Genomic DNA, 25,741 nt, shown 5'->3' on the forward strand with positions numbered 1-25,741 from the left:
TTTCCTATCGCTGCTTGCGCTATGATGGCGTCAGAAGCCCCACAGCCGTTGCCTGTGATTCCCCAGCAATTAACCCTGAAAAATTTCCTGAGTTATCGTCAAGCCACGTTGGATTTTCGGGGGCTGCACACGGCCTGTATTTGTGGCCCGAACGGTGCGGGCAAATCGTCGCTTTTAGAGGCGATTACCTGGGCCTTGTGGGGTGAATGTCGCGCCCCCAGCGCCGACGACGTGATTCGCAGCGGTTGCACCGAAGCGCGGGTGGATTTTAGTTTCCAAAGCGGCGGGCAAACCTATCGAGTGATTCGGGTGCGGCGGCGCGGTTATACCGCCCTAGAGTTTCAAATTTGGGCCGAAGGACGCTGGCAACCGTTGACGCAGCGCAGCGTGCGAGAAACCCAAGACTACATCAACCGCGAACTCAAGCTCGACTACCACACCTTTATTCATTCTGCCTATTTGCGCCAGGGGCGGGCCGACGAATTTATGCTGAAAACTCCCGCCAAACGCAAGGAGGTGCTGGCCAGCCTGCTACAGTTAGAGCACTACGACGCCTTGGCCGAGGAGGCGAAAAAACGGGCCAGCGCCCACGAGTTGCAGGTCCAACACCTGCGGGAGACCCTGCGGCAGTATGCCCAAACCCTGGCGCAGGAGCCGGACATTCGCCGGCAGTACCAACAGTTGCAGCAGGACCTGCAGGCCCAGCAGGCCACCTGTGAACGCCTGCAGCAGGAGTACCAGCACTCCCAGCAGCGCCAGCAGCAGCGACAACAGTGGCTTCAACAGTACGAATGGCTCCAACAGCAGCGAGCGCACCTGCTGGCTGGGCAACAGCAATTGCAACAGCGGCGGCAACAATTACAGCAGCGGCAACAGGCTCTCGAGCATCTGCTCCACCAAGCCGAGGCCATCACCGCGCAGTATCACATCTACTGCGACTTGCAACAGCAGGAGGAGGCCTGCACGCAAAAAGCCCACCAGCACCAGCATCTGCAGCAGGAACTCAACCGCTTGGAACGGGACTACCAGCAGGCCCTGCACCAGCTCCATCTCCAGCAACGGCAACTGGAGACCGAAATCGCCACCCTCCAGGAAAACTGTCAGAAACAGGCGGCCATCTGCCAGGAAAAGGACCGGCTTGGGCCGGCGTTGGCCCAGTTGCAAAAAGCGCGGGCCTATCTCCAGGAGCTGGACCGGCGGGCGGAGCAGTACCGTCCTCTATACGACCACTATCAACACCTGCAGCGGCAACAGCTCCAAGTGCGCGCCCGGCAAGAGGCCCAGCGCCAGGAATACCAGCAGCAGCTCCAGCGGCTGCAGCACCAGTGGCAATCCCTGGCCTACCTCGACCAGGAACTGGCGCAAATCCAGCAGCAGTTGACCGAGTTGGACAAGAAAGAGGTTTACCTTAAACACGTCGAAGACAAGGGCAAAGAACGCAAAAGTTTTCAGGACCAGCTCAAGGCGCGCCTGCAGAGCTACGAAGCTGAAATGGCCAAGCTGCAGCAAAAAATGGCCCTTTTGCAGGAACCCGAAGCCGTCTGTCCGCTCTGCGCCCAGCCTTTAGACCCAGAGCATTGGCAACTGGTGCATCAAAAACAAGCCCTAGAGCGGCGCGAACTGGAGGAGGCCATCTGGTTAACCAAAGAGCAAATCACCGTGACCGAACGAGAAATTGAAGTGCTGCGCCAGGAGTATCGGGAGGTGAGCAGCCAGCTCAAGGCTCGCGAAAGCTTGCACCAAAAACAGGGTCAACTGCACCAACAAATCCATCACCGCCAGCAACTTCAGGAGCAGATGGCCGAACTGGCGGCCCAAGTGCAGGCGCTCGAACAAGCCCTCGCTCAACCGCTGACCAGTCCCGAAATGGACCAAATCCAGGCGGCCTTGGACGTCCTTGGCTATGACGAGAAAGAACACGCCTGCGCGCGGGCTGAGGTGGACAAATGGCGGTGGGTTGAAATCAAACAAGCCGAGATTCAAAACGCCGAAAACGCCTACGCCGACTTATCCCGCCAGCTCACCAACGCCCGCCAGCGACAGCAGGCTCTGGCCCAGGAAATCGAACAGCTCGCTCAGGATTCTCCCCTGCGGTATGCCCTGGACCGTTGTCGGCAGCAACTGGCGGCTGTGGCCTACGACTCGATAGCGCATCAGGCCCTGCGCCAGCGCCTCAAACAGTACGAATCGGCCCCTTTGCAGTACCGAGAACTGCAAAACGCCCAGCAGGAATATCCGCGTCTCCAGGCGGAACTGGCAGAATTGACCGCCCAGGAAACCGCCCAGGCCCAACAACTCCAGCACCTGACCCTCCAACTGGAGCAGCTCGAGGCCACCCTGGCGGATTTTCCTGACCTGCAGGACACCCTTCAGACGTTAGAAACGGAACTCCACCGGCAGCGGCAGCACCTCCAGAACCAATACGTAGAGAGTGGGAAGTTGCAGGAACAACTCCACCAGCTAGCGCAATTGCGGGAGAAATATCAACAGGCACAGCGGGATTTGGCCCAGCAGGAACACCACTATCAGGTGTACCAGGCCCTGACCCAGGCCTTTGGGAAAAATGGCATTCAGGCGCTGATGATTGAACAGGTTTTACCCCAGTTGGAGGCCACCGCCAACCATATCCTGGGGCGTTTGACCAACCATCAGTTACACGTCAGTTTTGTTACCCAAAAACCCAAAAAAACGGGCAATCACCGCGACCAGATGATTGAAACATTGGACATTTTTATCGCCGATGCCCAGGGCACCCGTCCCTACGAGACCTACTCCGGCGGCGAGGCCTTTCGGGTCAATTTTGCCATCCGGCTGGCGTTGGCGCGGTTGTTGACCCAGCGAGCCGGTGCCACCCTGCAGATGCTGATTATTGACGAAGGCTTTGGGACCCAGGACGCCCAGGGGTGTGACCGGTTACTGGCCGCCATCAGCGCTATTGCCGACGAGTACGCCTGTGTTTTGGTGGTGACCCACATCCCGAGTCTCAAGGAAGCGTTCCCCGCCCGGATTGAGGTGAGCAAAACCGAAGCCGGTTCCCAGGCGCAACTGGTGGTGTGATGCGGATTGCCATTATCGGTGCAGGGGTGGTGGGCGCGGCGATTGCCTGGGAATTGTCCCACATCTCGGGCTGGGATATCACCGTCTATGAGGCACGGTCAGCGCCAGCCCAGGGAGCAACGGCTGCCGCGTTGGGATTGCTCATGGCCGTGCTCAGCGACCGAGGAACGGCGAAACGCCTAGCCAGCTTACAACGTTATCACGAAATACTCAAAGACAGTAACTTGCCTAGCAATCGGCGGGGACTCTTGCGCTTGTACGACGATGCGCAGACTTGGGCCAAGGTGATGAAAATGGTCGAGCGCCGGCGTGCACAGGGGTGGTCCCTGGAAGTGTTGACGCCGGCGGATTTGCAGGCCCGCTTTCCGGTGGTACATCCCACCGGTTGGGTAGGCGCCGTTTGGTCTCCCCAGGAGTGGCAGTTTCAACCGGTGCCTCTGACGCAGCATTGGTTACAGACGGCCCAGGCGCGCGGGGTTCAGGTGTCCTACGATACGCCAGTGGTGCAGGTCATCCCAGAGCGGCCGTGGCGGTTGGTGTTGCCCCAGGCGGAAAGGACCTGTGATGTGCTGGTGGTGAGCGCGGGGTTAGGTTCAACGCAAATTCCTGGGTTAACCGCGCCGTTTCGCTTGGAACCGGTGTTGGGCCAGGCGGTGGCGGTGAGCTGTCCGGAACTGGCGGACTATCCAGTGATTTACGGGCGCGACACGGCGATTGTCCCCCAGGCGGCGGGAGTGGTGTGGGTGGGTGCGACGGTGGAATCGCGTACAACGCCGGACCCAGCGACCTGGGAACAGCTCTGGCAAACGGCGGTGGCCATATGTCCGGTATTGCAGGGCCAGCCCTGGCAGCAGCAGTGGCACGGTTTACGTCCTCATCCCGTTGGGCACGCAGCGCCGATTGTGCAAGTTGACCCCCACCATCCCCATCTCATTTGGGCCACCGGCCATTACCGCAACGGGGTACTTTTAGCGCCCTGGACAGCGCAACAGGTTCGACGGATAATTACTGGTCTGGTGGGTAGCAATCATGGCTAAGGGAGATAACCATTGGTTCCCCGCTGAGACTTGACTATAGGAGAAGCATCAGAGATGAAGAACCAACTATGACCTTACAACGAAGGAGGGCCTTAGGACTGCGCTCCAAGACCTTTGTGATACGTTGGTGATTTCTCCTTGAATTTCTATAGCTAAGCACAGAATGTTTGACATGGGTGACGGCTGAAATCCCTGAGCTGCCAGCCCTAATGCCTGTCTTTCTGCAACCAACTGACTGTTTTTAGAAAGCGGTCGAAAAGTATGAGCAGGCTGGCCTACACTTGATATTCCAATTGAAGGGGTGAAAATCAGCATGGGTGTCAGCACCAAAGGTAAAGTCAAGATTGATGTTGAATACTCCTAATCTATAGCTGAGCACAGAATGCTTGACACAGGTAGAAACTGGAACCCTAGATGATCGTGCATTAGCTGTCTCTCAAAGGCGACAACCTAAATGTTCTTTGTTATATTCGCTGTAGATGCAACAACTATAGCTAAAATTACAAAACTTGACATAAGCTACGGATAGTTTCATTGACCAAGGATTGCAGATTTTCGATTGGACTCACCTGTAGCTTATGCACCTTTTGCTTAATCCGATACCACACCTGTTCGATTGGATTCAAATCGGGTGAATAACTCACACCCAGCCGCTTCCACCGAGATAGTCACCACCCATCATATCCCACCGGCCTTCTTCCCATAATTACATAAACTGCTCGCTGGTCAATGCCGGATGGGTCTAGTAGTCCTGTTCTTGTAATGGTTAAAATAGGTGTAGTTGGATTTGAGTGAAACCATGAGTACAGTTACTTGCCCCCGTTGCCAGTCTCAAAAGATTGTGAAGTACGGTCGTATCCATAATGGAAAACAGCGTTATATCTGCTATAGCTAAGCACACAATGTTTGGCATGAGCTACAACTGGAGACCTTGACGCTTCTTCCTTGTCCGCCGTCCAAACACGCCAGCTTAAATGTTTTCTGCTATATGACTGCCATCGGCAATTTACACCTGAAGCTAGGAAGAAACATTTCTCAAGCCCAAAGGCAACTGGTCGATAAAATGTTGTTAGAGCGACTCTCAATTGCCGCCATCTCACGGGTGACTGGCATTTCACAATCTTGGCTGTATAAATATGTAAAGCCAAAGGCAATTTATACGTCAGAAATGATGGATATTCAGCTCGGTGACGATGAAGAGATAGAGCTGGAATGCGACGAGATAGGGTCGTTTTGCGGCTCAAAAAAGCATCTCCAGTGGCTCTGGGTAGTTCCCGAGAGGAAGACACGTATGATTGTAGCCGCCTGTGTGGGAGACAGAAGCATAGAGACAGCAAAAAAGTTATGGAAGAGAGTGCCGATTGTTTGGCGAAAACGAGCAAAATTTTATACTGATTCTTGGCCAGTTTATCGGCGGGTGATTCCGAAATCTCAACACGAAGTCGGTGTCAAAGGGAGTGGTAAGACGTCCTTGATTGAGCGCTTCAACAACACGCTTCGACAGCGAGTTAGTCGCTTGACGAGGAAAACTCTGTTCTTTTCTAAAAACCTAGAAAATCACATCGGCATTATATTCAACTTCATCCACCACTATAATGCATCATTACTTACATAGCACTACCGATAGCTGGGAAGTCCCTTAATTTATGGGAAATGGAGCCGAGCGGAATCGAACCGCTGTCCGCATCGGGTAATGACGTCCTACTCCTTCACAGGCTTAGGTATCTTAACCCAGATACCAGGAGCCGATTTTGTCCCAAACCGGCAAGGGGTTCACGGTTGAGTCTTAGCTAACAGGCAACCGTGCAAATCCTGTTAGGGCAACCGTTAGGGGGGTACGCTCATGGCTTAACGGTGTCACCATGAACGCCTCGAAGTCGGACTAGTCGCTTGACTAGGGACTCTTAGGCAGCCACAACGGCCGCTTTACGAGCAAAAGGAACAATGTTGTTCGCACTTACTGGCTTGAGCCTGGATTTACGAGCGGTGCTCACGCTCGGCCTGCATCATAGGATGCGCCTTCGCCGACACGTCGAAGCCATTACGGCCCCTTGTTCAGCACTCTCTATTGTAGCTTGTGGGAAAAAGGATTGACAGGTTGGAAGTGGGATAGGGAACGCTCCATAATGGAGCAGTAGCAGCTGGTCAGGGTTGCCTGTGAGCGTCATTGTCTTGGAGTGGCAAGAGAATGGGCGCACTCATCGCCGCCAGATGAGCCTGTCTACGCCAACATCCGTCATCCGATTAGGGCGCGACCCGAATGTGTGTGACATTGTGTTTACAGACCCGACGGTTTCGGGATTGCAGGCCGAAATTGCCAGCGATGGTCAAGGGGTATTCCTGCGGTGCTTGCGCGAGTCCAATCCCCCCTGGGTAGATGGGCAACGGTTGGGCGCGATGCCTGTGCCCCTGCAGACTGGGAGTGTGATTCGGTTGGGGCGCACGGTGGTCAAGGTGGTGAGCGTGGGCGCTGAACCGGTTGGGGTGGACACAGATTTGAGTCTGAGTCAGTTGATTCCAGTGGTCGGCACTGGCCGGGCCTTGACCCGCAAAGCGCATTTGGTGCCGGCAACGGTAGCTGTCATCGGGGTTATCACGCTATTTTCCGCTATCGGCAATCCCCCCCTGTTCAATGCCTGTCTGGCGTTCTTGCTAGGAGCCGGGGGGTTTTACTTCATTTACCAGCTGTGCGGTAAGGCCAAACCTTGGTGGGCAATGACGTTGGTGGCCCTACTGACGGTGATTTTGTTGATTAGTCCGGTTTGGTCTATCTTGGCCTTCATCTTTCGCCAAATTCTGCCGGGCGACATTGACCCTAGCAACCCGAATTTTGCTGCCCAGTTGATTTCCCATTTCTTTGGCGCTGGATTGCTAGAGGAATTAATCAAGGCATTACCCATTGGATTGTTTTGGTGGATGGGGTCCTGTCTATCGCCGAGGGCGCGCTCGCGAATTGGGGTCGTGGAACCCTTGGATGGCATCGTCTATGGGGCGGCGTCAGCTCTGGGCTTTACCTGGCTGGAAACGATGGGGGAATATGTGCCGGGGATTATTCAGGATGTGGCGCAACAGGCGGGTGAAGCAGCTGGCGAGTTGGTAGGCTTGCAGTTGTTGATTCCCCGTATTCTGGGGTCGGTGGTAGGTCATATGGCCTACAGCGGCTACATGGGCTATGGCATCGGCTTGGCGGCCCTGAAACCGAAGTACACCTGGATCGTGCTTCCTACTGCCTATGGGGTCGCCGCCATCATCCACGCCCTGTGGAATGCATCGGGTGCGCTGGGGGTCTGGGCATCAGCCATCGTGGGGATATTGGCCTACATCATGCTCTCGGCGGCGATTCTAAAGGCGCGGCAGCTTTCTCCCTATCGGGATGAAAATTTTGCAACGACCTTGGCTCGCCGTCCATGAACGGGAAAACCGCCGCTGGCGCCTCATGGGAGACGTTTCAACGCTTGAGTGAACAGGGGAATTTTGTCCCCGTGTATGCGACGTGGCCAGCAGATGTGGATACACCGGTGTCTGCCTGGTATCGGGTGTGTCGCGGATGGCCCTACAGTTTTTTGCTGGAGTCGGTAGAGGGCGGTGAACGCATCGGACGCTATAGTTTGCTGGGGTGTGACCCGCTGTGGGTGCTGACGGCCTGGGGCGATCACTGCGAGCAGGTGTTTCGGGACGGGACCAAGCGGGTGTGGTGCGGGTCGCCGTTCGAGGTCATCCCCCAGTGCCTTGCGCCGTACCAGCCGGTGTCGTTGCCAGAGTTGCCGCCGGGGTTGGGGGGATTGTTTGGGTTTTGGGGTTATGAACTCATCCGCTGGCTAGAACCGACGGTGCCGGTGGTGGCGGAAGGTACGTTACCCGATGGTTGCTGGTTGCAGATGGACCACCTGCTGGTGTTTGACCAGGTGCGACGCCAGATTTGGGCGGTGGCCTATGGGGATACCCGCCACGGCGATATCCGGGCTGCGTATGAACAAGCCCGGGCCAAAGTGCAGGAGTTAATCGCTCGGCTGGAACAACCCCTGACCTCCGAAGTGACTCGCATGCGTTGGCAACCCAACGTTAGGACGCTCGACCTTAAAAGTGATACGACGGCAGAAATGTTTCAAACGGCGGTGCGCCGGGCCAAGGACTACATCCACCGGGGGGACATTTTTCAGGTGGTTCTCTCCCAGGAACTCCGCACCCCCTACACGGGCGACCCTTTTTTGCTCTACCGCTCGCTGCGGCTGGTAAACCCGTCGCCCTACATGGCCTTTTTCCAATTTGGGGACTGGCAGTTGGTCGGTTCTAGCCCAGAAGTGATGGTCAAGACCGAAGGCCGTCTCGCCACGGTGCGACCGATTGCAGGAACCCGTCCACGGGGGGCCACGCCGGAGGAAGATGCGCGTTTGGCCGAGGAATTGCGCACAGACCCCAAGGAGGTGGCTGAACACGTGATGCTGGTGGATTTGGCGCGCAATGACCTGGGGCGGGTAGCCGAGCGTGGAACGGTGCGGGTGGACGAAATGATGGTGATTGAGCGCTACTCCCACGTGATGCACCTGGTCAGCAATGTGGTGGCCAAACTCGCGCCGGAATTCACCGCCTGGGATGCCCTAAAGGCTTGTTTTCCAGCGGGGACCGTCAGCGGTGCGCCCAAGATCCGGGCGATGCAGATTATTTATGAACTGGAACACCGGCACCGGGGACCCTACGCGGGCTGCTACGGGTACTACGACTTTGAGGGGCAATTGAACACGGCCATTACCCTGCGGACCATGGTGGTACATCAAGGTTGGGTGCGGGTGCGGGCAGGCGCTGGTGTGGTTGCCGATTCCGACCCCGAACGGGAATACCAGGAAACCTGGAACAAGGCTAAAGGACTGCTGGCAGCCATTGCGGCGCTAGGGGAATGACTTTCACCAGGTAGGCCGTTGCGATTGCCAGGCCGCCGATTCCCAGCCACTGGGGTAGCTCAGGAGCAGGCTGGGTGCTCCCCATCAGTACAACACTCGGCAAAAAGCCAATGACGGCGGGATAGGCGTGCCAAGCGGGTAGGTCAATGCCGACTGAATATGGCTAAGGTCACTCAACCCCAACGGCAAGTATAGCTAAGCTGACAAAGGTTGACATAGAAGACAGATAGCTTTATCCACGAGAAAACGTAGGTTCCGTTTGGTTAAACTCCACGCATGGTTGACCCACCGTTTTATCAATCGGATTCAAATCGGGTGAATATCTCGGTAAATAAACCAAGCGACACCCAGCCGCTTCCACAACCTGTCTCACCGCCTTATCGCTGGTAAAAGTCTCTCACTTAACCATCGGGTAGTGGCCTATCCAAGTAGTAAATGGTTCCATCACACGCCCTGATTAGTAAGCCACCATAATGCTAATTCGTTTTTCGGCGCTCAACTATATTCATCAATATCCCAGTAATCCACACCAGATTGGTTCATATAGACCACCCGCTCTGATGGTATCTGCTGGATTAACCCGCAATAGACCTGTCGCTCTTAGAAATACGTTTTTTTTGTGGGTATAGCCTATCTTTTGCAGGGCCTTAACTCACACCGAATCAAGCGGCCATCTCCCGTTAATCTACAAACCGCTGAAATGCTTATGACGATGGCCCTTCTGATAGCCTTCCTTCAGCGTTGTACCGTTCGACAGCTGACGTTTAGGAACTGACTGACTTCCATGATGGTTTCTACCGCCTTATTGCGCAAATCATAGTTATATAGTCTGGGCACTTTCTCACTCCCTAGCAACGCGTTCATTATATGACAATCTTAAAAAGCTTGGCTATAACTTGCCCGCTCGTAGGATGACCAAGCGGGTGACGGGCTAGCCCTCCGGGACAAGGCATTGATGCGCCGCTACGGTATCCGGTTGCAAAGCCCTAGCCATTGCCTCCAGGGCTGCGAAAGGAAGACCCGCCAGCGCTGTCGAAGTCTGAAGCCATACCAGGCGCTCGTCAACTGATTCCCAAGATAGACGTACTACCGGCGGTATGATAGGCTGGGGGCGGAGTGATCCATGCTCGTTTTTCAAGTGGATAAGATTGTTGAAACCCTGGCGGCGCTGGGAGTACCAGGTTTGGTGCTGTTGGTAGCTAGGCAGGTGCGGCGGCCATGACGACTGCGTTAGCGGTTTTGGGGGGACCCTTGGGAATGATAAGCGGCATTGGCATTTTGGGCCTTCTGGGGTTGATAACAAAAGGATTGGCGGACTACGGCTTTGAGCGGTTATCTCAAAGCACGGTTGAAGCTTTGAGAAAGCAGGGCAAATCCAAAGAAGAAATTGCTAGGGAGATTGACAGCTATCCCATCTCTTACAAACTGAAACTCAAGATTAAGGATTACTTGCAGCAACTTTAAGCATGACAACGACTCAAGACCAACCCCTGCGAACCTTTCTGGCCATTCCCCCTGATCCCACAGCGCGAGAGTATTTGACCATTTATCATGAGCGTTTGACCGCGCAAGCATGGAGTGAACAGGTACGCTGGGTAAACCCTGAGCAATGGCATTTGACCGTGCGATTTTTTGGGAATTTACGCCCAACCCAAGTAGCAACACTAATCCAATTGTTGAACCAAAAATTGTCTTTTAGCGCCCTACCCCTAACACTGACTCAACCCAGTTTTTTACCGAACCAGCGACAACCCCATGTGATTGCCTGTCGTGTCCCGACCACAGAAGGATTACAAAACTTGGTGAACTGTACAGAAAACTGCGTGCGGGCCTTGGGTTTGCCGCAAGAAAAACGACCCTTTCGGGGGCACATTACGTTAGGCCGTTTGCGGAATAAGGCCACACTGCCAACTAGCATTATTGATATTGATCAGGAACAGAGTGCTGCGTGGCAAGCCAATAGGCTCGTGCTTTACCAAAGTGCCTTGACTCCCCAAGGTTCCTACTACCAGGAATTAGCCGCTTGGTCGCTGGGGAGTTAAATTTCTAATCTAGGCCTGATGCGCCCCTAACCAACGCCAAGCTGTTATTGGTTAGTTGGGGGTAAAAAAACTACTGGAGCTTAGACAACGTAGTTCGGACACCTGGACGCGGTAGCCCTGTTCTTGTAATGGTTAAAATAGGGGTAGTTGGATTTGGGTGAAGCCATCAGTACAATTACTTGCCCCCGTTGCCGGTCTCAAAATACTGTGAAGTACGGTTATATCCATAATGGAAAACAGCCATCGGCAATTTACGCCTGCAGCTGGAAAAAAATACTTTTCTGGAGCACAAAGGCGACTTGTTAGAGCGACTTTCAATTGCCGCCATCTCACGGGTGACTGGAATTTCACAATCTTGGCTGTATAAATACATCAGAAATGATGGATATTCATCTCTGCGAAGATAATACGACGAGATATGGTTGTTTTGCGGCTCGAAAAAGCATCTCCAACGGCTCTGGCTGGTTCTATAGCTAGGCACAGAATGTTTGACATGGGTGACAGCTGAAATCCCTGAGCTGCCAACTTCAATTCCTGTCTGTCTGCAACAAACTGACTGTTTTTAGCTATATAAACGAGTCAACCGCCGGACCTGCAGCGCCGCCCGAATCCTGGCACGCAGTTCCTCCGCATCAATGGGTTTGCAGATAAATTCGTAATTCGTCTGCGCCTGTGGCCAGCCCCAGCACTCAGTCGGCGGCATCCTCGCGCACGGTGAGCATCAAGAAATAGACATGGGATATGGCGCAGTTTGGGGTCTGATTCGACCCGACGACACAGTTCGATTCCCGACAGGCCCGGCATGAACCAGTCGCTGATGATCAAAGCTGGGGGCGATTCGCACAGGCAATGAGTTCCCGTGCCATCATGCTGTTGTCAAAGACCAGGATTGGCACCAAGTCGTAGGCGGTCCTAGGTATCATGGGGTTCACCCAGGCTCTCCTGCCATCTATGGTGGCACACTGGGGCGCGGCAGTCACCTAGCCCTCCCGGTCGCGGCCCGGCCATAGCCAGCGGATCACCAATTTTTCCAACTCAACCCAGACAAACACCAGTAGGCTAAAGGCGACGCAAATCAACATTTCCTGGGGCGGCAGGTAAAAAACGCTGAAAAAATGTCGCAGCGGCGGCAAGTAGACAATCAGTACCTGCGCCAGAGTCATCAAACTCACTGCCCCCCAAATCCAAGGATTACTGCGGGGATTGAGTTCTACCAGCAGCCGGCTGTCAGAACGCACCGCAAGTGCATGGCCCATCTGCGATAAGCAGAGTGTGGTGAACACCATCGTCTGCCAGCGGCGTGGGTCGAGACCAGGGGCCGTGTGGGTCTGGGTGTAATCAAAGGCCCAGACCATCAGGGCAATAGTCACAGTGGAAAAGACCAGCCCCACCCGCACCATGTAGGACCCCAGCCCACGGGCGAAGATACTCTCTTGCGGGTCCTTGGGGGGTTGCCGCATCACCACTGCTCGCCCCGGTTCCACTGCCAGCGCCAAGGCGGGAATCCCATCGGTGGCCAGGTTCATCCACAGGATTTGCAAGGGTGTCAGGGGCGACCCCCCCAGCCCTAGCAGGGGTGCCATGCCAATCGTAAGCACCTCGCCGATGTTGCTGCCCAGGATGTACCGGATAAAGCGCCGGATATTGCCATAAATCACTCGCCCTTCCTCGACCGCCGCGACAATCGTGGCGAAATTGTCATCTAGCAGGATCATGTCGCTGGCTTCTTTGCTGACATCGGTGCCGGTGATGCCCATCGCCACGCCAATATCGGCCTGTTTGAGCGCGGGTGCGTCATTTACTCCATCGCCCGTCATGGCGACCACGTGCCCCCTTTTCTGGAACGCCTGCACAATCTTGAGCTTATGTTCCGGCGACACCCGCGCATAGACCGTCACCCGCTCCACCCGTTCCGCCAGCGCTTCCGGCGACAGGGTTTCCAAATCGCGGCCCGTTAACGCCTCATCTCCCGGTCGCCAGATGCCCAGTTCTTTGGCAATCGAGCAGGCGGTCAACCAGTGGTCGCCCGTGATCATCACCACCCGAATTCCTGCCGTATGACAGCGGGCCACCGCCGTTTTGGCCTCGGGACGCGGGGCGTCCAGCATTCCCACCAGGCCCAGCCAGATCAACCCCTGTTCCAGCTCGGCGGCCTCTGGTTGGCTAGGGAGCGCGTCCAAGGGCCGGTAGGCCAACCCCAGCACCCGTAACCCCTGACTCGCCAGCGTGTTGTTCTGCTCCAAGATGGTGCGGCGGTCTTCAGGGGTCAGGGGCCGCACAGCCTCTCGGCCCTGCACCTGGTCACAGCACTCCAGCGTCAGTTCCGGCGACCCCTTGCACAGGAGTAGAAATTCCCCCTGCACAAACGCAAACAGGGGCTGGTCGTCGGTATCCACCACCACGCTCATGCGCTTGCGCTCTGGAGAAAAGGGAAATTCCGCCACGCGGGGCAAGCGGTAGCGCTCCAAGGTCAAACCAGCTTTGGCCGCCAGGGGAAACAACGCCCCTTCGGTGGGGTCCCCCAGGATGGTCCATTGCCCCCGCTCCTGTTTCCAGATGGCGTCGTTGCACAGCAGGCCCGTCAGGAGCAGAGACATGACCTCGGGATGTGCTTGGGGGTCAAACGGCGTGTGGTTAGGGCTCAAAAATTCGCCGGCGGGTTCGTAGCCGTTTCCCGTGACGTGGACGTAACCCAAATCGGGAAGCGCCAGGGTTTGCACTACCATTTTGTTCTGGGTCAAGGTGCCGGTTTTGTCCGAACACACCACCGTCACCGACCCTAGGGTTTCCACTGCTGGTAAGCGCCGGATCAGGGCCTGGCGTTGCATCATCCGCCGCGTCCCCAGGGCCAACGTAATCGTCACCACCGCCGGCAAGCCCTCGGGCACCACTGCCACTGCCATGCTTAGGGAGACTTCGATCAAAGTGACGAACATCTGCGGCTTGTGCAAGGTGCCAGCGGTCACCACCAGCGCCACTAAGGCCAGAGCGCCCGTCACCAGCGTTTTCCCCAGTTGGTCCATGCGTCGTTGCAAAGGGGTGGGTTCCACCTCGACGGTTTGCAGCGCCGACGCGATTTTCCCCAGTTCTGTGCGCATGCCAGTCTGAGTCACCACCAGCGTCCCCCGGCCATGCACCACCTCCGTGCCCATAAACCCCAGATTGACCCGGTCGCCCACCTCTGTATTGGGGGGAAGCACCACGTCAGCCTGTTTGGTCACCGGCATGGCTTCACCGGTCAGCATTGCCTCCCGCACCTGGAGATTGGCGGTCACCAGCCAGCGCCCATCGGCTGGGAGCTTGTTTCCGGCTTCCACTAGCACCACATCGCCCGGTACCAGCTCTGTGGCATCCACTTCTTGGATTTGGCCGGCCCGCACCACCCGCACCCGGGACGCCGACATTTTTTTCAGAGCCAGTAGAGCCTGTTCCGCCTTGCTCTCCTGGATGTAACCCAGCAGGCCGTTCAAGACCACAATCGCTAGAATGGCAACGGTATCTTTGGGAAAGATAAATTCCTGCGATTGTAAAGATTCCAGAACATCCAGCACTCCTGACAAGATTGCCACCGCAATCAGGAGCAATAGCATGACATTTTTGAACTGGTCTAGGAGAATATCCCAGTGGCTACGGGCGTGGGTTTCGTTTAGTTCATTCGGCCCGTAGTGAGCAAGTCGTTGCTGGGCTTCCCCTGGCGCCAGACCGTCAAGGCTGGTTTTCAGATAGGTTAAGGTGTCAGGAATGGAGAGGGTATGCCAGTCGGGTGCAGTGCAATCAGTCGGAACGGCCATGTCCTTATCGTGGGTACTTAGTTTCCATCCTAGGGGGTGGCCGGATGGTTGAACAGGGGTGTGGGACGCTCAGCCTGGGAATTGATTGTGGTACATCGGCGCTCAAGGCAATGGTGATTGACGCCCAAGGGCAGATTCACCATGCCGACCGGATACCCCTGCGTGACCCGGCAGACCCGTACCAATGGCGGGCGGCACTCGAACAGGTACTCCAAACGATTCCCCCAGCTTTGAAACCCCGCATCGACCACATCGCCATTGCTGGGACGTCGGGGACGGTACTGCTTGTTGATGATCGAGGGGAACCTGTCGCGCCTGTTTTGCTCTACAATGATGCCCGCGCTGTCGTTTGCCTAGAAGAACTGCAACGTTATGTTCCAGCGCCCCACCTGGTTTTGAGCGCGACGTCCAGTCTAGCCAAGGTGTTTTGGTACGCTCGCCAGGGGCTAGAATTGCGGGGCCTATACCTGCTGCACCAGGCGGACTGGTTGGGGTTCTGGTTGCACGGGCAATTAGGGGTGAGCGATGCACACAACGCGCTGAAACTGGGCTACGACCCCGGCGCCCGGCGCTACCCGGATTGGTTTGCCGATTTGCCCGTGCCGGTGCGTTTCCCCCAGGTCTTGATTCCGGGCGCGGTGGTGGGTGCGCTTCGCCCAGAGGTGGCTCCACGGTTTGGGTTACCCCCTGCGTGTTCCGTACATGCGGGTACGACCGACAGCATCGCGGCATTTATTGCCAGTGGTGCGAACCAAGTCGGTGACGGGGTAACGTCCCTCGGCTCCACCCTAGCGCTGAAATTGCTGAGCGACCGGCGCATTGATGACCCAACAACGGGCGTCTATAGCCATCGCTTGGGCGATCTATGGCTGGTGGGGGGCGCGTCAAACACAGGCGGCGCGGTGTTGAGCCATTTCTTTTCGGCTCAGGAATTAGAGGACTTGAGCGCCCGGATCAACCCGCTAGTCCCCCTGGACCTGGGCTATTACCCGCTGCTCAAGCCCGGCGAGCGGTTTCCCATCTGTGACCCCCACTTGGCACCCCGGCTCGACCCCCGTCCAGACGATCCGGTGCAATTTTTACAAGCCCTGTTGACTGCGATGGCCCGCATCGAAGCCGAAGGGTATCGCTTGCTGCAAACCCTAGGGGGGCCAGCGTTACAACGGGTGTTTACTAGCGGCGGCGGCAGTCGCAACCCCACCTGGCAAGCGATTCGCCAACAACTGCTAGGGGTACCGGTTCTGGTGGCCCAACAGCAGGAAGCGGCCTGGGGCACGGCGCGGTTAGCCCAGGGTCTGCCTGATAGGTTGAACGCTGAGATAAACTGTTAAGCAGTGTTAAAAGTTGGGGGCGATGCGGGTAGCCATTATTGGGGCGGGTCTAGCGGGTTTAGCGGCGGCGGTCACGCTGGTGGACCACGGGCACCAGGTAACGGTGTATGAAGGGCGCCGGTTTGTCGGGGGTAAAGTGGGGAGCTGGCGAGACGACCAGGGCCATCACATCGAAATGGGCTTGCACGTCTTTTTCCACAACTACGACAACCTGTTTGCCCTGATGCGCCAGGTGGGGGCCTACGAAAACTTGTTGCCCAAGGAACATGTGCATACGTTTGTCAATCGCGGCGGCCAGCTCGGGCACTTGGATTTTCGGTTTCCCTTGGGAGCCCCATTTCACGGGTTAAAGGCGTTTTTCACCACGGAGCAACTCACCTGGTGGGACAAGTTACGCAATGCCATTGCCTTGGGCACCAGTCCCATCGTTCCGGGGTTGCTGGACTATGAAGGGGCAATGCGGCGAATTCGGGCCTTGGACTGCTATAGTTTTGCCGATTGGTTTCGCCGGCATGGCGGGTCGCAGCACAGTTTGGAACGGCTCTGGAACCCGATTGCCCTGGCGCTGGGGTTTATTGATACCGAGCAGATTTCCGCCCGTTGTATGCTCACGATTTTTCTCATGTTTGCCGCCCGCACGGAAGCGTCGCGGTTGAACATGCTCAAGGGGTCGCCGGATACCTATTTGCATCAACCGCTGGTGCGCTACATTCGGGAGCGGGGGGGCGAAATTTTCACGTCCCGGCGGGTGCGGCAAATCGAGTTTGCCGAAGTCAATGGCGAAACGCGAGTGACGGGTCTGGTGGTGGCCAACGGCGAGCAGGAGGAACGGGTGACGGCGGATGCCTACGTCGCGGCCTGTGATGTGCCAGGGATTCAGCGGCTGTTGCCCCAACAGTGGCGGCGCTGGCCGGAATTCGACCGGATTTACAAGTTAGACGCCGTGCCGGTGGTAACGGTGCAGTTGCGCTTTGACGGTTGGGTGACGGATCTATCGGGGTCGGCGGTCAACGGTTCCCAACCTAGGGGCCTGGACAACCTGCTCTACAGCGCCGATGCGGACTTCTCTTGCTTTGCCGATTTAGCGCTCACCAGCCCGGCGGACTATTACCGGGAAGGGCAAGGGTCCTTGTTGCAGGTGGTGTTGACGCCGGGAGACCGGTTTATCCCCATGCCGAATGAGCAAATTGCCCAGCATGCCTTGGCCCAGGTGCGGGAGTTGTTCCCAGCGGCGCGCAACCTGAACCTGACCTGGTATAGTGTGGTGAAACTGGCCCAATCCTTGTATCGGGAAAATCCCGGGATGGAGCCGTTCCGTCCGCCCCAAAAGACGCCGGTTCCCAACTTTTTCCTGGCGGGGAGTTACACGCAGCAGGACTACATTGACAGTATGGAGGGGGCGGTGATTTCCGGGCGACAGGCAGCACAGGCGGTCTTAGCGTTTTTGGAGTGAACCGATGACAGAGTGGTTAGAGCATACGGTGCAGGTCACGGTAGGGATTCCTGTAAGTTTGGCGTGGGCCTTGTGGTCGGACTTGGAACGTATGCCCCAGTGGATGCAGTGGATTCGCTCGGTGGAGGTGCTGCCGGACCAACCGGAGTTATCGCGCTGGCATCTGGCAACACGGGGCCTGGACTTCAGTTGGCAATCGCGCATCGTGAAACAAATTCCCCACCAGATCATCCAATGGGAGTCAGTGACCGGCTTGCCCAATCGCGGGGCGGTGCGGTTTTACGACCGGGGCAACCAGTGCGTGGTGAAATTGACGGTGGCCTATTCCCTGCCAGCGTGGGTGAGTCAATGGGTGGATGGACTGGTCGGCCCCTATGTGGAACGGACGTTGCAGGCGGATTTGGAGCGCTTTCGGGAATACAGCGAAAACCTAGCCCCCACAGCACTGGCGCAAGCGCTGAATTAAACGGGAATTTTCTGCCGGTGTGCCAATCGTCAGCCGCAGTCCCCCGCCAGTGTGCCGCACCACTGTACCCAGGTCGTACAACTGCTGGTAGAGCTGCTCGGGGGCCAGGCGTGTAGGTCGGCTAAAGATAAAGTTGGCTTGGCTAGGCCATAGTTGGATGCCCGGACATTTGCGCAGCTCGGCCATGACCCGTTCCCGCTCAGTCAAGATTTCCGGGATGGTGCTCAGGAGTTGCCGGCGCTGGGTCAGAGCCAATTGGGCGGCTAAAAGGGAAAAACCGCTCAGGTTATAGGGCAACCGGACATGTTCCAGCGCGGTAATCACTTCGGGATGGGCAATGGCGTAACCAATCCGCAAATTGGCCAGGCGAAATGCCTTGGAAAAAGTGCGCAAAATGACCCAGTTCGGGCGGCTAAGCAATTCCGCCAAGAGCGTGTCCTGACTAAACTCAAAATAGGCTTCGTCAATCACCACCAGAATTTTGGGGGGCAACTGCTTGAGCCATTCCCGTTCTTGAGCGGTTAATCCATTGCCCGTGGGGGAATTCGGATGCACCACAAACACCACGCGAATAGGTTCTTGCTGGATGAGTTCGTTCGCTTTCGATAGATGCATCTCAAACTGCTCGTTACGCCCCGCATCCCACACCGGAATCCCCAGCGTCCGCGCCAGGATTTTGTACATCGAAAACGTGGGTTCTGCAATTAAAATGCCAGCATTTTGACCAAGGCAGGTCGCAATCAGGACAGAGCGAATCAACTCGTCAGAACCGTTGCCAATCGTTAACCACTCGCCGGTGAGTTTGTTTTTGGGGTTGGCCCCTAGTTGTTCGCCCAAGTATTGCACCAATTCCTGTTTGAGTTCTGCGTGGGTGCTATCGGGGTAGCGATTGTTCTGAATATCTTGGCGGTAGAGCCACACCAGTTTTTCCTTGAGCGCCGGCGGCCAGTCCCAGGGCGATTCATTCCCATCTAGCCAGTCGGTTCCTGCGTCCCGCGCCGGTGGGTGATAGACCGCTAAGTTGGCTAAGTCCGGTCGCAAACAGGGCAACATTTTGACCATTGGCTCCCAACGGTTGCTTTATCCTAGCGCTTTGCCGGCCCATTATCCCATCCGCAACGGTAACTCTCGTTCCTGTACGGCTTCAGCCGCATAGCGAAGTGCTTCCCGAATGTCTTCCTGTTCCAGGTCGGGGTAAGCTGCCAGGATTTCTGGGGCGCTGAGACCTTCAGCCAGCATACCCACTACAGTCGCTACGGGAATGCGCAACCCCCGAATACAGGGCACACCACCCATTTGTTCAGGATCAACGGTAATGCGTGAGTACTTCATAGCCCTGTTTTTTTTTACTAGCCCTGTGATTGACTCTCCCCCTGACAATGACCATAACAAACATTCGCAACGACCCAGCGCAGGGGTGTATTGTCGTTTTTGATGATACGCGCATCCGTTTGGGAAGACTGCCTTAATCGGTTGAAACCGTTTCCCTACACCTGCCACGCTGTTAAGATATGTAAAAAAGTTGACCGGGCGAGAGCGAACCTATGGCGCAAGCGATTTGGGAAGGGGTTGTGCTAGCCGACAGCGACCGCTACGAAGTCGTGGAGGGCAATGTGTATTTCCCGCCGGAAGCGTTGAAGATGGAGTATTTTCGTCCCAGTGCCACCCAGACCACCTGCGGCTGGAAGGGCGTTGCCCATTACTACACCATCGTCGTCAACGGCAAGGAGAATCCCGATGCAGCCTGGTATTACCCTGACCCGAAACCAGCAGCCCAACATATCAAGGGCTACGTGGCCTTTTGGCGAGGGGTGCAAGTGAAACGGTAAATCTGCCTAATGGTTTGGAGGATTGAGTATGCTTATGGAGACGTAGAGCAGTTTATTCTGGAGTTACCACCAGGGTTGGCAGCCAGATACTTGTGATTGACGGACTTGATGCTTGAGTTTAGCCCTGATTTGGGTATGCCTCATACCAAGGCGCTCGGTAACGGTTTGTTTGAACTTCGGTTAAAAGGCCAAGAAGGCATTGCTCGTTTGTTTTACTGTACCCCAACTGGTCAACGAATTGTTATGCTACACGGCTACATTAAGAAGGCACAAAAGATTCCACTTCGAGTACTTAAAATGGCTAGAAGATGCATGTTGGAGGGAAGAACCGTAGACCACACTGAACTCAAAGCTAGGCTTCTGACTAAGCCGAAAACACGCTCTATCTATGAAGACTTAGCAGATGAATTTGATCTGCTCCGTCAAGTATTAGCAGTTAGACGCGGAGCCCGACTGACTCAGACTCAAGTCGCAGAGCGGATGGAAATGAAACCGGCTGCTATTGCCCGCCTAGAGTCAGCACTTGTCACGGGCAAACCATCACCGTCACTGGCTACCTTGCGTCGCTATGCTAAGGTGCTAGGATATAAGCTGGAAATCAGGTTGACTCAACCCCAAGGCGATGTATCTTCCCGCCGGTCTGTTCATTCGCTAAGCTGAAACTGTGTTTGGGAGTGGAGAACGATGGCGACCGAAATCCTGGAAAAACCAAAAACCAGTCAAGAACGCAAGCACGCACCCAAGTACAAAGTTCTGCTCCACAACGACGACCACAATACCATGGAGTACGTGGTGGAGTGCTTGATGAAGGTGGTGCCAAGTCTCTCCTGGGTGGAAGCGGTCAACATCATGCTAGAGGCCCACAATACGGGTGTTGCTCTGGTTATTGTTTGCCCCTTGGAACCGGCGGAATTTTACTGCGAAGGGCTGCGGCGCAAGGGCCTAACCAGCACCATTGAACCCGAATGCTAAGCTGGCTGACGGCTGTCCCCTTTCTGGGCCGGTTGCTGGCATTTGTCCTGCTACTTCTGCTGGTTTGGTTGCCGGTGGTGGCTGCTCTTTGGCCATTCCTGCAGGGCAACACGCCCATCCGCTCTATAGCAACTGGCATTCTTTATCTGGAATTTGTCGGTATGTTGTACCTGTGGGGCCGAGCAGTCCGAGACGAAAAGCGCCCCTGGGTCATGTATGGCCTGCAACTGAACCGGCGGTGGTGGCAAGAGGCGCTGGCGGGTTGGACAATGGCCCTAGGGGCGTTATTGGGATTGCTGGCATTGCAGGCATCCTGGGGATGGTTGGACTGGCAAGCGGCGCCCCCTTCATCCGTTGTTCTACAAGGGATGGGCTTGGGACTTGGGGTAGCCCTAGCAGAAGAACTGTTGTTTCGGGGCTGGCTGTGGCAGGAACTGCAACTAGATTACGGGGTCACCGTGGCCGTTTGGGCAAGTAGTGGACTGTTTGCACTGGCGCATTTTTTTCATCCCCCCGAGGTACTGCTGCAAATCTGGCCGCAATTTCCGGGTTTGTGGGTCCTGGGATTGGCGCTGGCGTGGGGACGCCTGGCCTGTGCCGGCCGATTAAGTTGGCCAGTGGGCTTTCACGCAGGTCTGGTAACAGCCTACTACTGGGTGCGAGTGGGGCATTGGCTCGTGGTGAATCCGGAGTTGCCGGCCTGGTTGACGGCGCTGGAGACGAATCCGCTGGCAAGTCCCCTGGGATTTACGGCGATGTTAGTCGTGGCGCTTGTCACGCGCTGGTGGTGGGTACGCCAGGTGAATGCGTAAAGGCCAATGGCTGGCAATTCTCAGCAGCGTGGCTGTCATTGCAGGCTGTCAGCCCCAAGTTGTAGAAGTAAAAGACGGTTTTGAGACCGTAACGCTCCCAGGTCAGGCTGGGGGACCAGTGGACAGCGAGATTTGTGGTTACATCGCTCAGCGTCCCAATCACGAGTTGCATTTGCCCCAGGCGATAGATTACTTAAAAATCCAGGTGAACAGCGCCGCTCCCGTCACCCTATTCATCCAAGGCCCCGACGGGTCATTTTGCGCGACCGCCATCCAAGACCGTCCCCCCCAGATTGCTGGGTATTGGCTAGCAGGTAGGTACCAAGTTTTCGTAGGTACGCCAGCCACAGAAATATCTGCGCCGTATGAGCTGGTTATCACGGACGAACCATGAAGCGATACCTGCTCACAAAGAGACAACAAGTTCAGCCTGTTGCAGCCAAGCCGCTTCAGTTTGCCGGAGAGAAGAGACAAAGCAGGGGTGGGGCTTTGCTCTGCGACCCAAGGGCTTGATGCTGTAGTGCGTTGGAACGCCAGTAGCAGGGTATAGTGAATTGCTGTGTTCTTCGATGGCTGGAGGCACCGGTGACCGTTGCCGATTGGGTGGTCGTGGGGCTTTATCTGGTTGCTAGCTTGGGGTTGGGGCTGTACCTGGCGCAGCGCGGTAGTCAAAGCTTAGAAGAATTCTTTGTCTCAGGACGGGCGCTCCCCTGGTGGCTGGCGGGAACTAGCATGGCGGCGACCACGTTTTCGATTGATACGCCGTTGTACGTGTGCGGGTTGGTGGCCAAACGGGGGGTGGCAGGCAACTGGGAATGGTGGAGTTTTGCCTTTACCCATGTGGTGTTGATTTATCTTTTTGCGCGGCTATGGCGACGGGCAGAAATTATCACCGATGCGGAATTAACGGAATTGCGCTATGGGGGTCAACCGGCGGCGTTGCTCCGGGCGACTAAGGCCTTTTTGTTTGCCGTGCCGATCAATTGCATCGGTATGGGCTACGCACTCCTGGCAATGGTAAAGGTGGTGGACGCCTTGGACATTTGGAGCAGTTTGGGAATCGACCCTGGGCCAAATGGCAAGTTGTGGAGTGTGATAGGCATCAGCGTGCTGGTATTGGTCTATGCCGGTGTCGCTGGTTTGTGGGGCGTGGTGGTCACGGATTTATTCCAATTCGCCTTGGCGCTGGTGGGTGCAGTGATTGTCGCGGTAGCGGCGCTGCAACACGTGGGTGGCATGGGAAGGATTGTCGCCCATTTTCAAGGCACGGAAATGCTGCGACTGTGGCCTTGGGGTGAGCAGGTGGGGCTGTCGGCCAGTACGTTGTTTGCCTACGTGTTTGTGCAGTGGTGGGCGTTTCGGCGTAGCGATGGGGGCGGGGAATTTATCCAGCGGCTGGCGGCGACCCGAAACGAACGAGAAGCGGAACGGGCAGCCTGGTGGTTCAACTTGCTGCATTATGTAGTGCGCACCTGGCCTTGGGTGGTGGTGGCGCTGGCGGCCCGCATGCTCTACCCGGACTTAAGCGACCCAGAGTTGGGCTACCCCCGCCTGATGCGTGACTTTTTGCCGCCGGTGCTGCTGGGATTGGTGGTGGCGTCGCTATTAGCAGCGTTTATGAGTACGATGTCCACGTTGATCAACTGGGGGGCGTCCTACCTGACGTGCGACTTGTACCAGCGGTTTGTGCGGCCCCAAGCGAGTCAGGCGGAACTGGTGGGGGTGGGACGCATTGCCTCGGTGCTGATTACGGCGCTGGCGGGACTGGCGGCCTTTTACGCCCAGGAGGTCACCACCGTGTTTCGCCTGGTGATTGCCATGGGAACGGGGCCAGGTCTGGTGCTGATCCTGCGCTGGTTCTGGTGGCGGATTAATGCGGCAGCGGAATGGACGGCGATGGTGGCGGGCTTTTTCATCGGGCTGGGAACGACGGTGGTGCCGGTGATCCGAATCCCAGACTTTGGTTGGCGGTTGATGGTGACGACGGGTCTCACGGCGCTGGCCTGGCTGACCGTTATGTACTGCACTCCCCCAGAAAGCGAGGAAACCCTGAACGCCTTTTACCGACGGGTCCGGCCTGGGGGACCGGGATGGCGACGGCAACAACAGGCAACGGGTTTGCCACCTTTGCAGGATTTGGGCTGGGAAATCCAACGCACGCTAGCCGGGGTTGGACTGCTGCTGGGGGCGCTCCTGGGGGTGGGGGGATTCCTGCTCTGGCAACCCCTGGCGGGCTGGACCTGCTGGAGTCTGGCGGTACTGGCAGGCTGGTGGCTCCATCGTCTAAATCGCCGCGAGAAAGCAAGCCAAATGTAAAGAAACAATAGAATTTCTTAATGGGGATCAAAACAATTCTTTATTAAATTGATTAAAGATGCGCGATTCATCCAGGCATGAGTAAGAGCAGCATTGAACAGTTGCGGCGGTACGACCCTGAGGTCATTGCGGCGTATTACCGGTGGCGGCTCTGGCGGGTGTGGGGACGGCTGCTGCAAGTCGGTTGGGCGATGGCGCAGTTTGTTGCGGCGTTGGTGTGGGACCACCTCACTGGGCGGGAGGAACCCAATCGGCCCCAGCGGGCGGCCCAACTGCGGGAGTTGATTACTCGCCTGGGTCCCACCTTCATCAAAGTGGGGCAAGCCTTATCCACGCGACCGGATTTGGTGCGCCGGGACTATCTGGAAGAATTGACGTTGCTCCAGGACCAGTTGCCGTCGTTTCCCAATGCGGTGGCCTACCAGATCATCGAGAGCGAACTGGGGCGGCCTGTAGCGGATATCTATGAGGAACTCTCCCCAGAACCAGTGGCGGCGGCGAGTTTGGGACAGGTCTATCGGGGCCGCTTGCGCACGGGGGAAGAGGTGGCGGTCAAGGTCCAGCGACCGGGTTTGATTCCCATTCTCACCCTTGATCTCTACATCCTGCGGGAATTGGCCCATTTCCTACAGCCCTGGTTGCCCATTCACATGAAGGATGACTTGCGCTCGATTGTGGATGAGTTCGGGCGTAAATTGTTTGAGGAAATTGATTATTTGCATGAGGCTTGCAACGCGGAAAAATTTGCCGATAATTTCCGAGATGACCCGACGGTGAAAGTCCCCAAAATTTACTGGGCTTACACCAATCACCGGGTGCTGACGCTGGAGTGGATCCACGGCTATAAACTCACGGATGCCGACGTGGTGAAAAAAGCTGGGATTGAAATGCACGAATTTGTGCAAATTGGGGTGCGGGCTGGGTTGAAACAGTTGCTGGAATTTGGCTTTTTTCACGCTGATCCCCACCCAGGCAATTTGTTTCTCACCACCGACGGCAAGTTGGCCTATATTGACTTCGGCATGATGGACCAACTGACCCAGGAAGCCAAAGAGCAATTAGCCGATGCCCTGGTGCATTTGGTCAACAAGGACTACACAGAATTGGCCAGGGATTTTGTGCGGTTAGGTTTCTTGCCCCCCGATACGGACATTACCCCCATCGTGCCGGCCTTGGAGGCGGTTTGGCAAAAGGCTGTTGGGAGTCAATTGCGGGATTTTCGCTTCAAGCAGGCCACCGATGAATTTTCGGATTTGATGTATCGTTATCCGTTTCGGGTGCCAGCCCATTTTGCGCTGATCATTCGTTCGCTGGTCACCCAAGAAGGAATCGCCATGAGTTTGGATCCCGATTTCCGGATTGTGGATGCGGCCTATCCCTACGTGGCGCAGCGGTTGCTTACGGGTGAAACGCCCGCGTTCCGGCGGCGACTGATGGAGGTGCTATTCAAAGATAACCGGTTCCAGTGGCAACGGTTAGAAAGTCTGCTATCGGTGGCGCAACAGGCGGGCGATTTGGATTTGCGACCAGTTCTGGGACCGGCGTTGAGTTATTTGTTTTCGGAGGAAGGCCAGTTTTTGCGCACCCAGTTAATTTTGGCCTTGACAGAGGATGACCGGCTGCACCTGGCGGAAGTGGAACGGTTGTGGCGGTTGGTGCGGGGGCAACTGCGTCCCAAAGCCCTGTTAGAATTAGCATGGCAACAGCGGGAGGCGTTACTGCTCAAATTTGGGTGAA

22 protein-coding genes and 1 other RNA gene are annotated in these 25,741 nt (G+C 56.3%); 17 read left to right on the forward strand and 6 right to left on the reverse strand.

Annotated elements, in window-relative coordinates; all coding sequences use genetic code 11:
- Positions 1 to 21 precede the first annotated feature (21 nt).
- From NZ705_01535 to NZ705_01545, 3 genes are all read left to right on the forward strand, one after another.
- Positions 22 to 3,057 (forward strand): SMC family ATPase, encoded by a 3,036-nt coding sequence (locus NZ705_01535; GenBank protein MCS7291644.1) that lies wholly within the window; start codon positions 22 to 24, stop codon positions 3,055 to 3,057.
- Positions 3,057 to 4,094 (forward strand): FAD-binding oxidoreductase, encoded by a 1,038-nt coding sequence (locus NZ705_01540; protein MCS7291645.1) that lies wholly within the window; start codon positions 3,057 to 3,059, stop codon positions 4,092 to 4,094. Before NZ705_01535 ends, NZ705_01540 begins: the two co-directional genes overlap by 1 nt.
- 988 nt (positions 4,095 to 5,082) lie before the next feature.
- Positions 5,083 to 5,709: an IS1 family transposase gene (locus NZ705_01545; GenBank protein ID MCS7291646.1), complete on the forward strand. Its 627-nt coding sequence runs from the start codon at positions 5,083 to 5,085 to the stop codon at positions 5,707 to 5,709.
- Between the two features lie 36 nt (positions 5,710 to 5,745).
- Here NZ705_01545 and ssrA read toward each other — a convergent pair.
- Positions 5,746 to 6,145: a transfer-messenger RNA gene (gene ssrA / locus NZ705_01550) on the reverse strand.
- A gap of 106 nt (positions 6,146 to 6,251) precedes the next feature.
- Here ssrA and NZ705_01555 point away from each other — a divergent pair.
- Positions 6,252 to 7,505 (forward strand): PrsW family glutamic-type intramembrane protease, encoded by a 1,254-nt coding sequence (locus NZ705_01555; GenBank protein MCS7291647.1) that lies wholly within the window; start codon positions 6,252 to 6,254, stop codon positions 7,503 to 7,505.
- Entirely contained in the window at positions 7,502 to 8,992 is a 1,491-nt protein-coding gene (locus NZ705_01560; protein ID MCS7291648.1) for an anthranilate synthase component I family protein, read from the forward strand. Before NZ705_01555 ends, NZ705_01560 begins: the two co-directional genes overlap by 4 nt.
- Here NZ705_01560 and NZ705_01565 read toward each other — a convergent pair.
- Entirely contained in the window at positions 8,952 to 9,077 is a 126-nt protein-coding gene (locus NZ705_01565) for a hypothetical protein (protein ID MCS7291649.1), read from the reverse strand. The genes NZ705_01560 and NZ705_01565 overlap by 41 nt on opposite strands.
- Positions 9,078 to 10,210: 1,133 nt before the next feature.
- Between NZ705_01565 and NZ705_01570 the strand changes: the two genes are divergently transcribed.
- Both NZ705_01570 and thpR read left to right on the forward strand, forming a co-directional pair.
- Positions 10,211 to 10,456, forward strand: a complete 246-nt coding sequence (locus tag NZ705_01570; GenBank protein MCS7291650.1) for a hypothetical protein — start codon at positions 10,211 to 10,213, stop codon at positions 10,454 to 10,456.
- 2 nt (positions 10,457 to 10,458) lie between these two features.
- Complete coding sequence (gene thpR / locus NZ705_01575; GenBank protein MCS7291651.1) at positions 10,459 to 11,034, forward strand: RNA 2',3'-cyclic phosphodiesterase; 576 nt, start codon at positions 10,459 to 10,461, stop codon at positions 11,032 to 11,034.
- Positions 11,035 to 11,596: 562 nt separating this feature from the next.
- Here the strand turns inward: thpR and NZ705_01580 are convergent.
- Complete coding sequence (locus NZ705_01580) at positions 11,597 to 11,737, reverse strand: hypothetical protein (GenBank protein ID MCS7291652.1); 141 nt, start codon at positions 11,735 to 11,737, stop codon at positions 11,597 to 11,599.
- 277 nt (positions 11,738 to 12,014) lie between these two features.
- A complete protein-coding gene (locus NZ705_01585) occupies positions 12,015 to 14,825 on the reverse strand; it encodes a cation-transporting P-type ATPase (GenBank protein MCS7291653.1) in 2,811 nt (936 codons plus the stop codon).
- Between the two features lie 44 nt (positions 14,826 to 14,869).
- Here NZ705_01585 and NZ705_01590 point away from each other — a divergent pair, with 44 nt between their 5' ends.
- Genes NZ705_01590 through NZ705_01600 form a run of 3 tightly spaced genes read left to right on the forward strand, consistent with a single transcriptional unit; the run spans position 14,870 to position 18,075 of the window.
- Entirely contained in the window at positions 14,870 to 16,156 is a 1,287-nt protein-coding gene (locus NZ705_01590; protein MCS7291654.1) for an FGGY-family carbohydrate kinase, read from the forward strand.
- 22 nt (positions 16,157 to 16,178) lie between these two features.
- Positions 16,179 to 17,609: a 9,9'-di-cis-zeta-carotene desaturase gene (zds, locus tag NZ705_01595; GenBank protein MCS7291655.1), complete on the forward strand. Its 1,431-nt coding sequence runs from the start codon at positions 16,179 to 16,181 to the stop codon at positions 17,607 to 17,609.
- Positions 17,610 to 17,613: 4 nt separating this feature from the next.
- The gene (locus NZ705_01600; GenBank protein MCS7291656.1) at positions 17,614 to 18,075 is read left to right on the forward strand and encodes an SRPBCC family protein; all 462 of its coding nucleotides are present in this window, start codon (positions 17,614 to 17,616) and stop codon (positions 18,073 to 18,075) included.
- Here the strand turns inward: NZ705_01600 and NZ705_01605 are convergent.
- Entirely contained in the window at positions 18,040 to 19,128 is a 1,089-nt protein-coding gene (locus tag NZ705_01605) for a histidinol-phosphate transaminase (GenBank protein ID MCS7291657.1), read from the reverse strand. The genes NZ705_01600 and NZ705_01605 overlap by 36 nt on opposite strands.
- 51 nt (positions 19,129 to 19,179) lie before the next feature.
- Entirely contained in the window at positions 19,180 to 19,407 is a 228-nt protein-coding gene (locus NZ705_01610) for a DUF433 domain-containing protein (protein ID MCS7291658.1), read from the reverse strand.
- Between the two features lie 212 nt (positions 19,408 to 19,619).
- Here NZ705_01610 and NZ705_01615 point away from each other — a divergent pair, with 212 nt between their 5' ends.
- The 7 genes from NZ705_01615 to NZ705_01645 all read left to right on the forward strand — a co-directional run bounded on the left by NZ705_01615 (position 19,620) and on the right by NZ705_01645 (position 25,740).
- A complete protein-coding gene (locus NZ705_01615; protein ID MCS7291659.1) occupies positions 19,620 to 19,904 on the forward strand; it encodes a DUF427 domain-containing protein in 285 nt (94 codons plus the stop codon).
- Between the two features lie 96 nt (positions 19,905 to 20,000).
- On the forward strand, positions 20,001 to 20,564 hold the full coding sequence (locus NZ705_01620) for a type II toxin-antitoxin system RelE/ParE family toxin (GenBank protein ID MCS7291660.1): 564 nt from the start codon (positions 20,001 to 20,003) through the stop codon (positions 20,562 to 20,564).
- A gap of 24 nt (positions 20,565 to 20,588) precedes the next feature.
- A complete protein-coding gene (clpS, locus tag NZ705_01625; protein MCS7291661.1) occupies positions 20,589 to 20,876 on the forward strand; it encodes an ATP-dependent Clp protease adapter ClpS in 288 nt (95 codons plus the stop codon).
- A 32-nt stretch (positions 20,877 to 20,908) separates the two neighbouring features.
- Positions 20,909 to 21,688: a CPBP family intramembrane metalloprotease gene (locus NZ705_01630; protein ID MCS7291662.1), complete on the forward strand. Its 780-nt coding sequence runs from the start codon at positions 20,909 to 20,911 to the stop codon at positions 21,686 to 21,688.
- Positions 21,681 to 22,082: a hypothetical protein gene (locus NZ705_01635; GenBank protein MCS7291663.1), complete on the forward strand. Its 402-nt coding sequence runs from the start codon at positions 21,681 to 21,683 to the stop codon at positions 22,080 to 22,082. The genes NZ705_01630 and NZ705_01635 overlap by 8 nt, the downstream gene beginning before the upstream one ends.
- Positions 22,083 to 22,273: 191 nt before the next feature.
- Entirely contained in the window at positions 22,274 to 24,004 is a 1,731-nt protein-coding gene (locus tag NZ705_01640) for a Na+:solute symporter (protein ID MCS7291664.1), read from the forward strand.
- Positions 24,005 to 24,081: 77 nt separating this feature from the next.
- On the forward strand, positions 24,082 to 25,740 hold the full coding sequence (locus NZ705_01645) for an AarF/ABC1/UbiB kinase family protein (GenBank protein MCS7291665.1): 1,659 nt from the start codon (positions 24,082 to 24,084) through the stop codon (positions 25,738 to 25,740).
- The last annotated feature ends 1 nt before the right edge of the window (position 25,741 follow it).

Origin of the sequence: Gloeomargarita sp. SKYB120, assembly GCA_025062155.1 — a bacterium.
Taxonomy (GTDB): domain Bacteria; phylum Cyanobacteriota; class Cyanobacteriia; order Gloeomargaritales; family Gloeomargaritaceae; genus Gloeomargarita.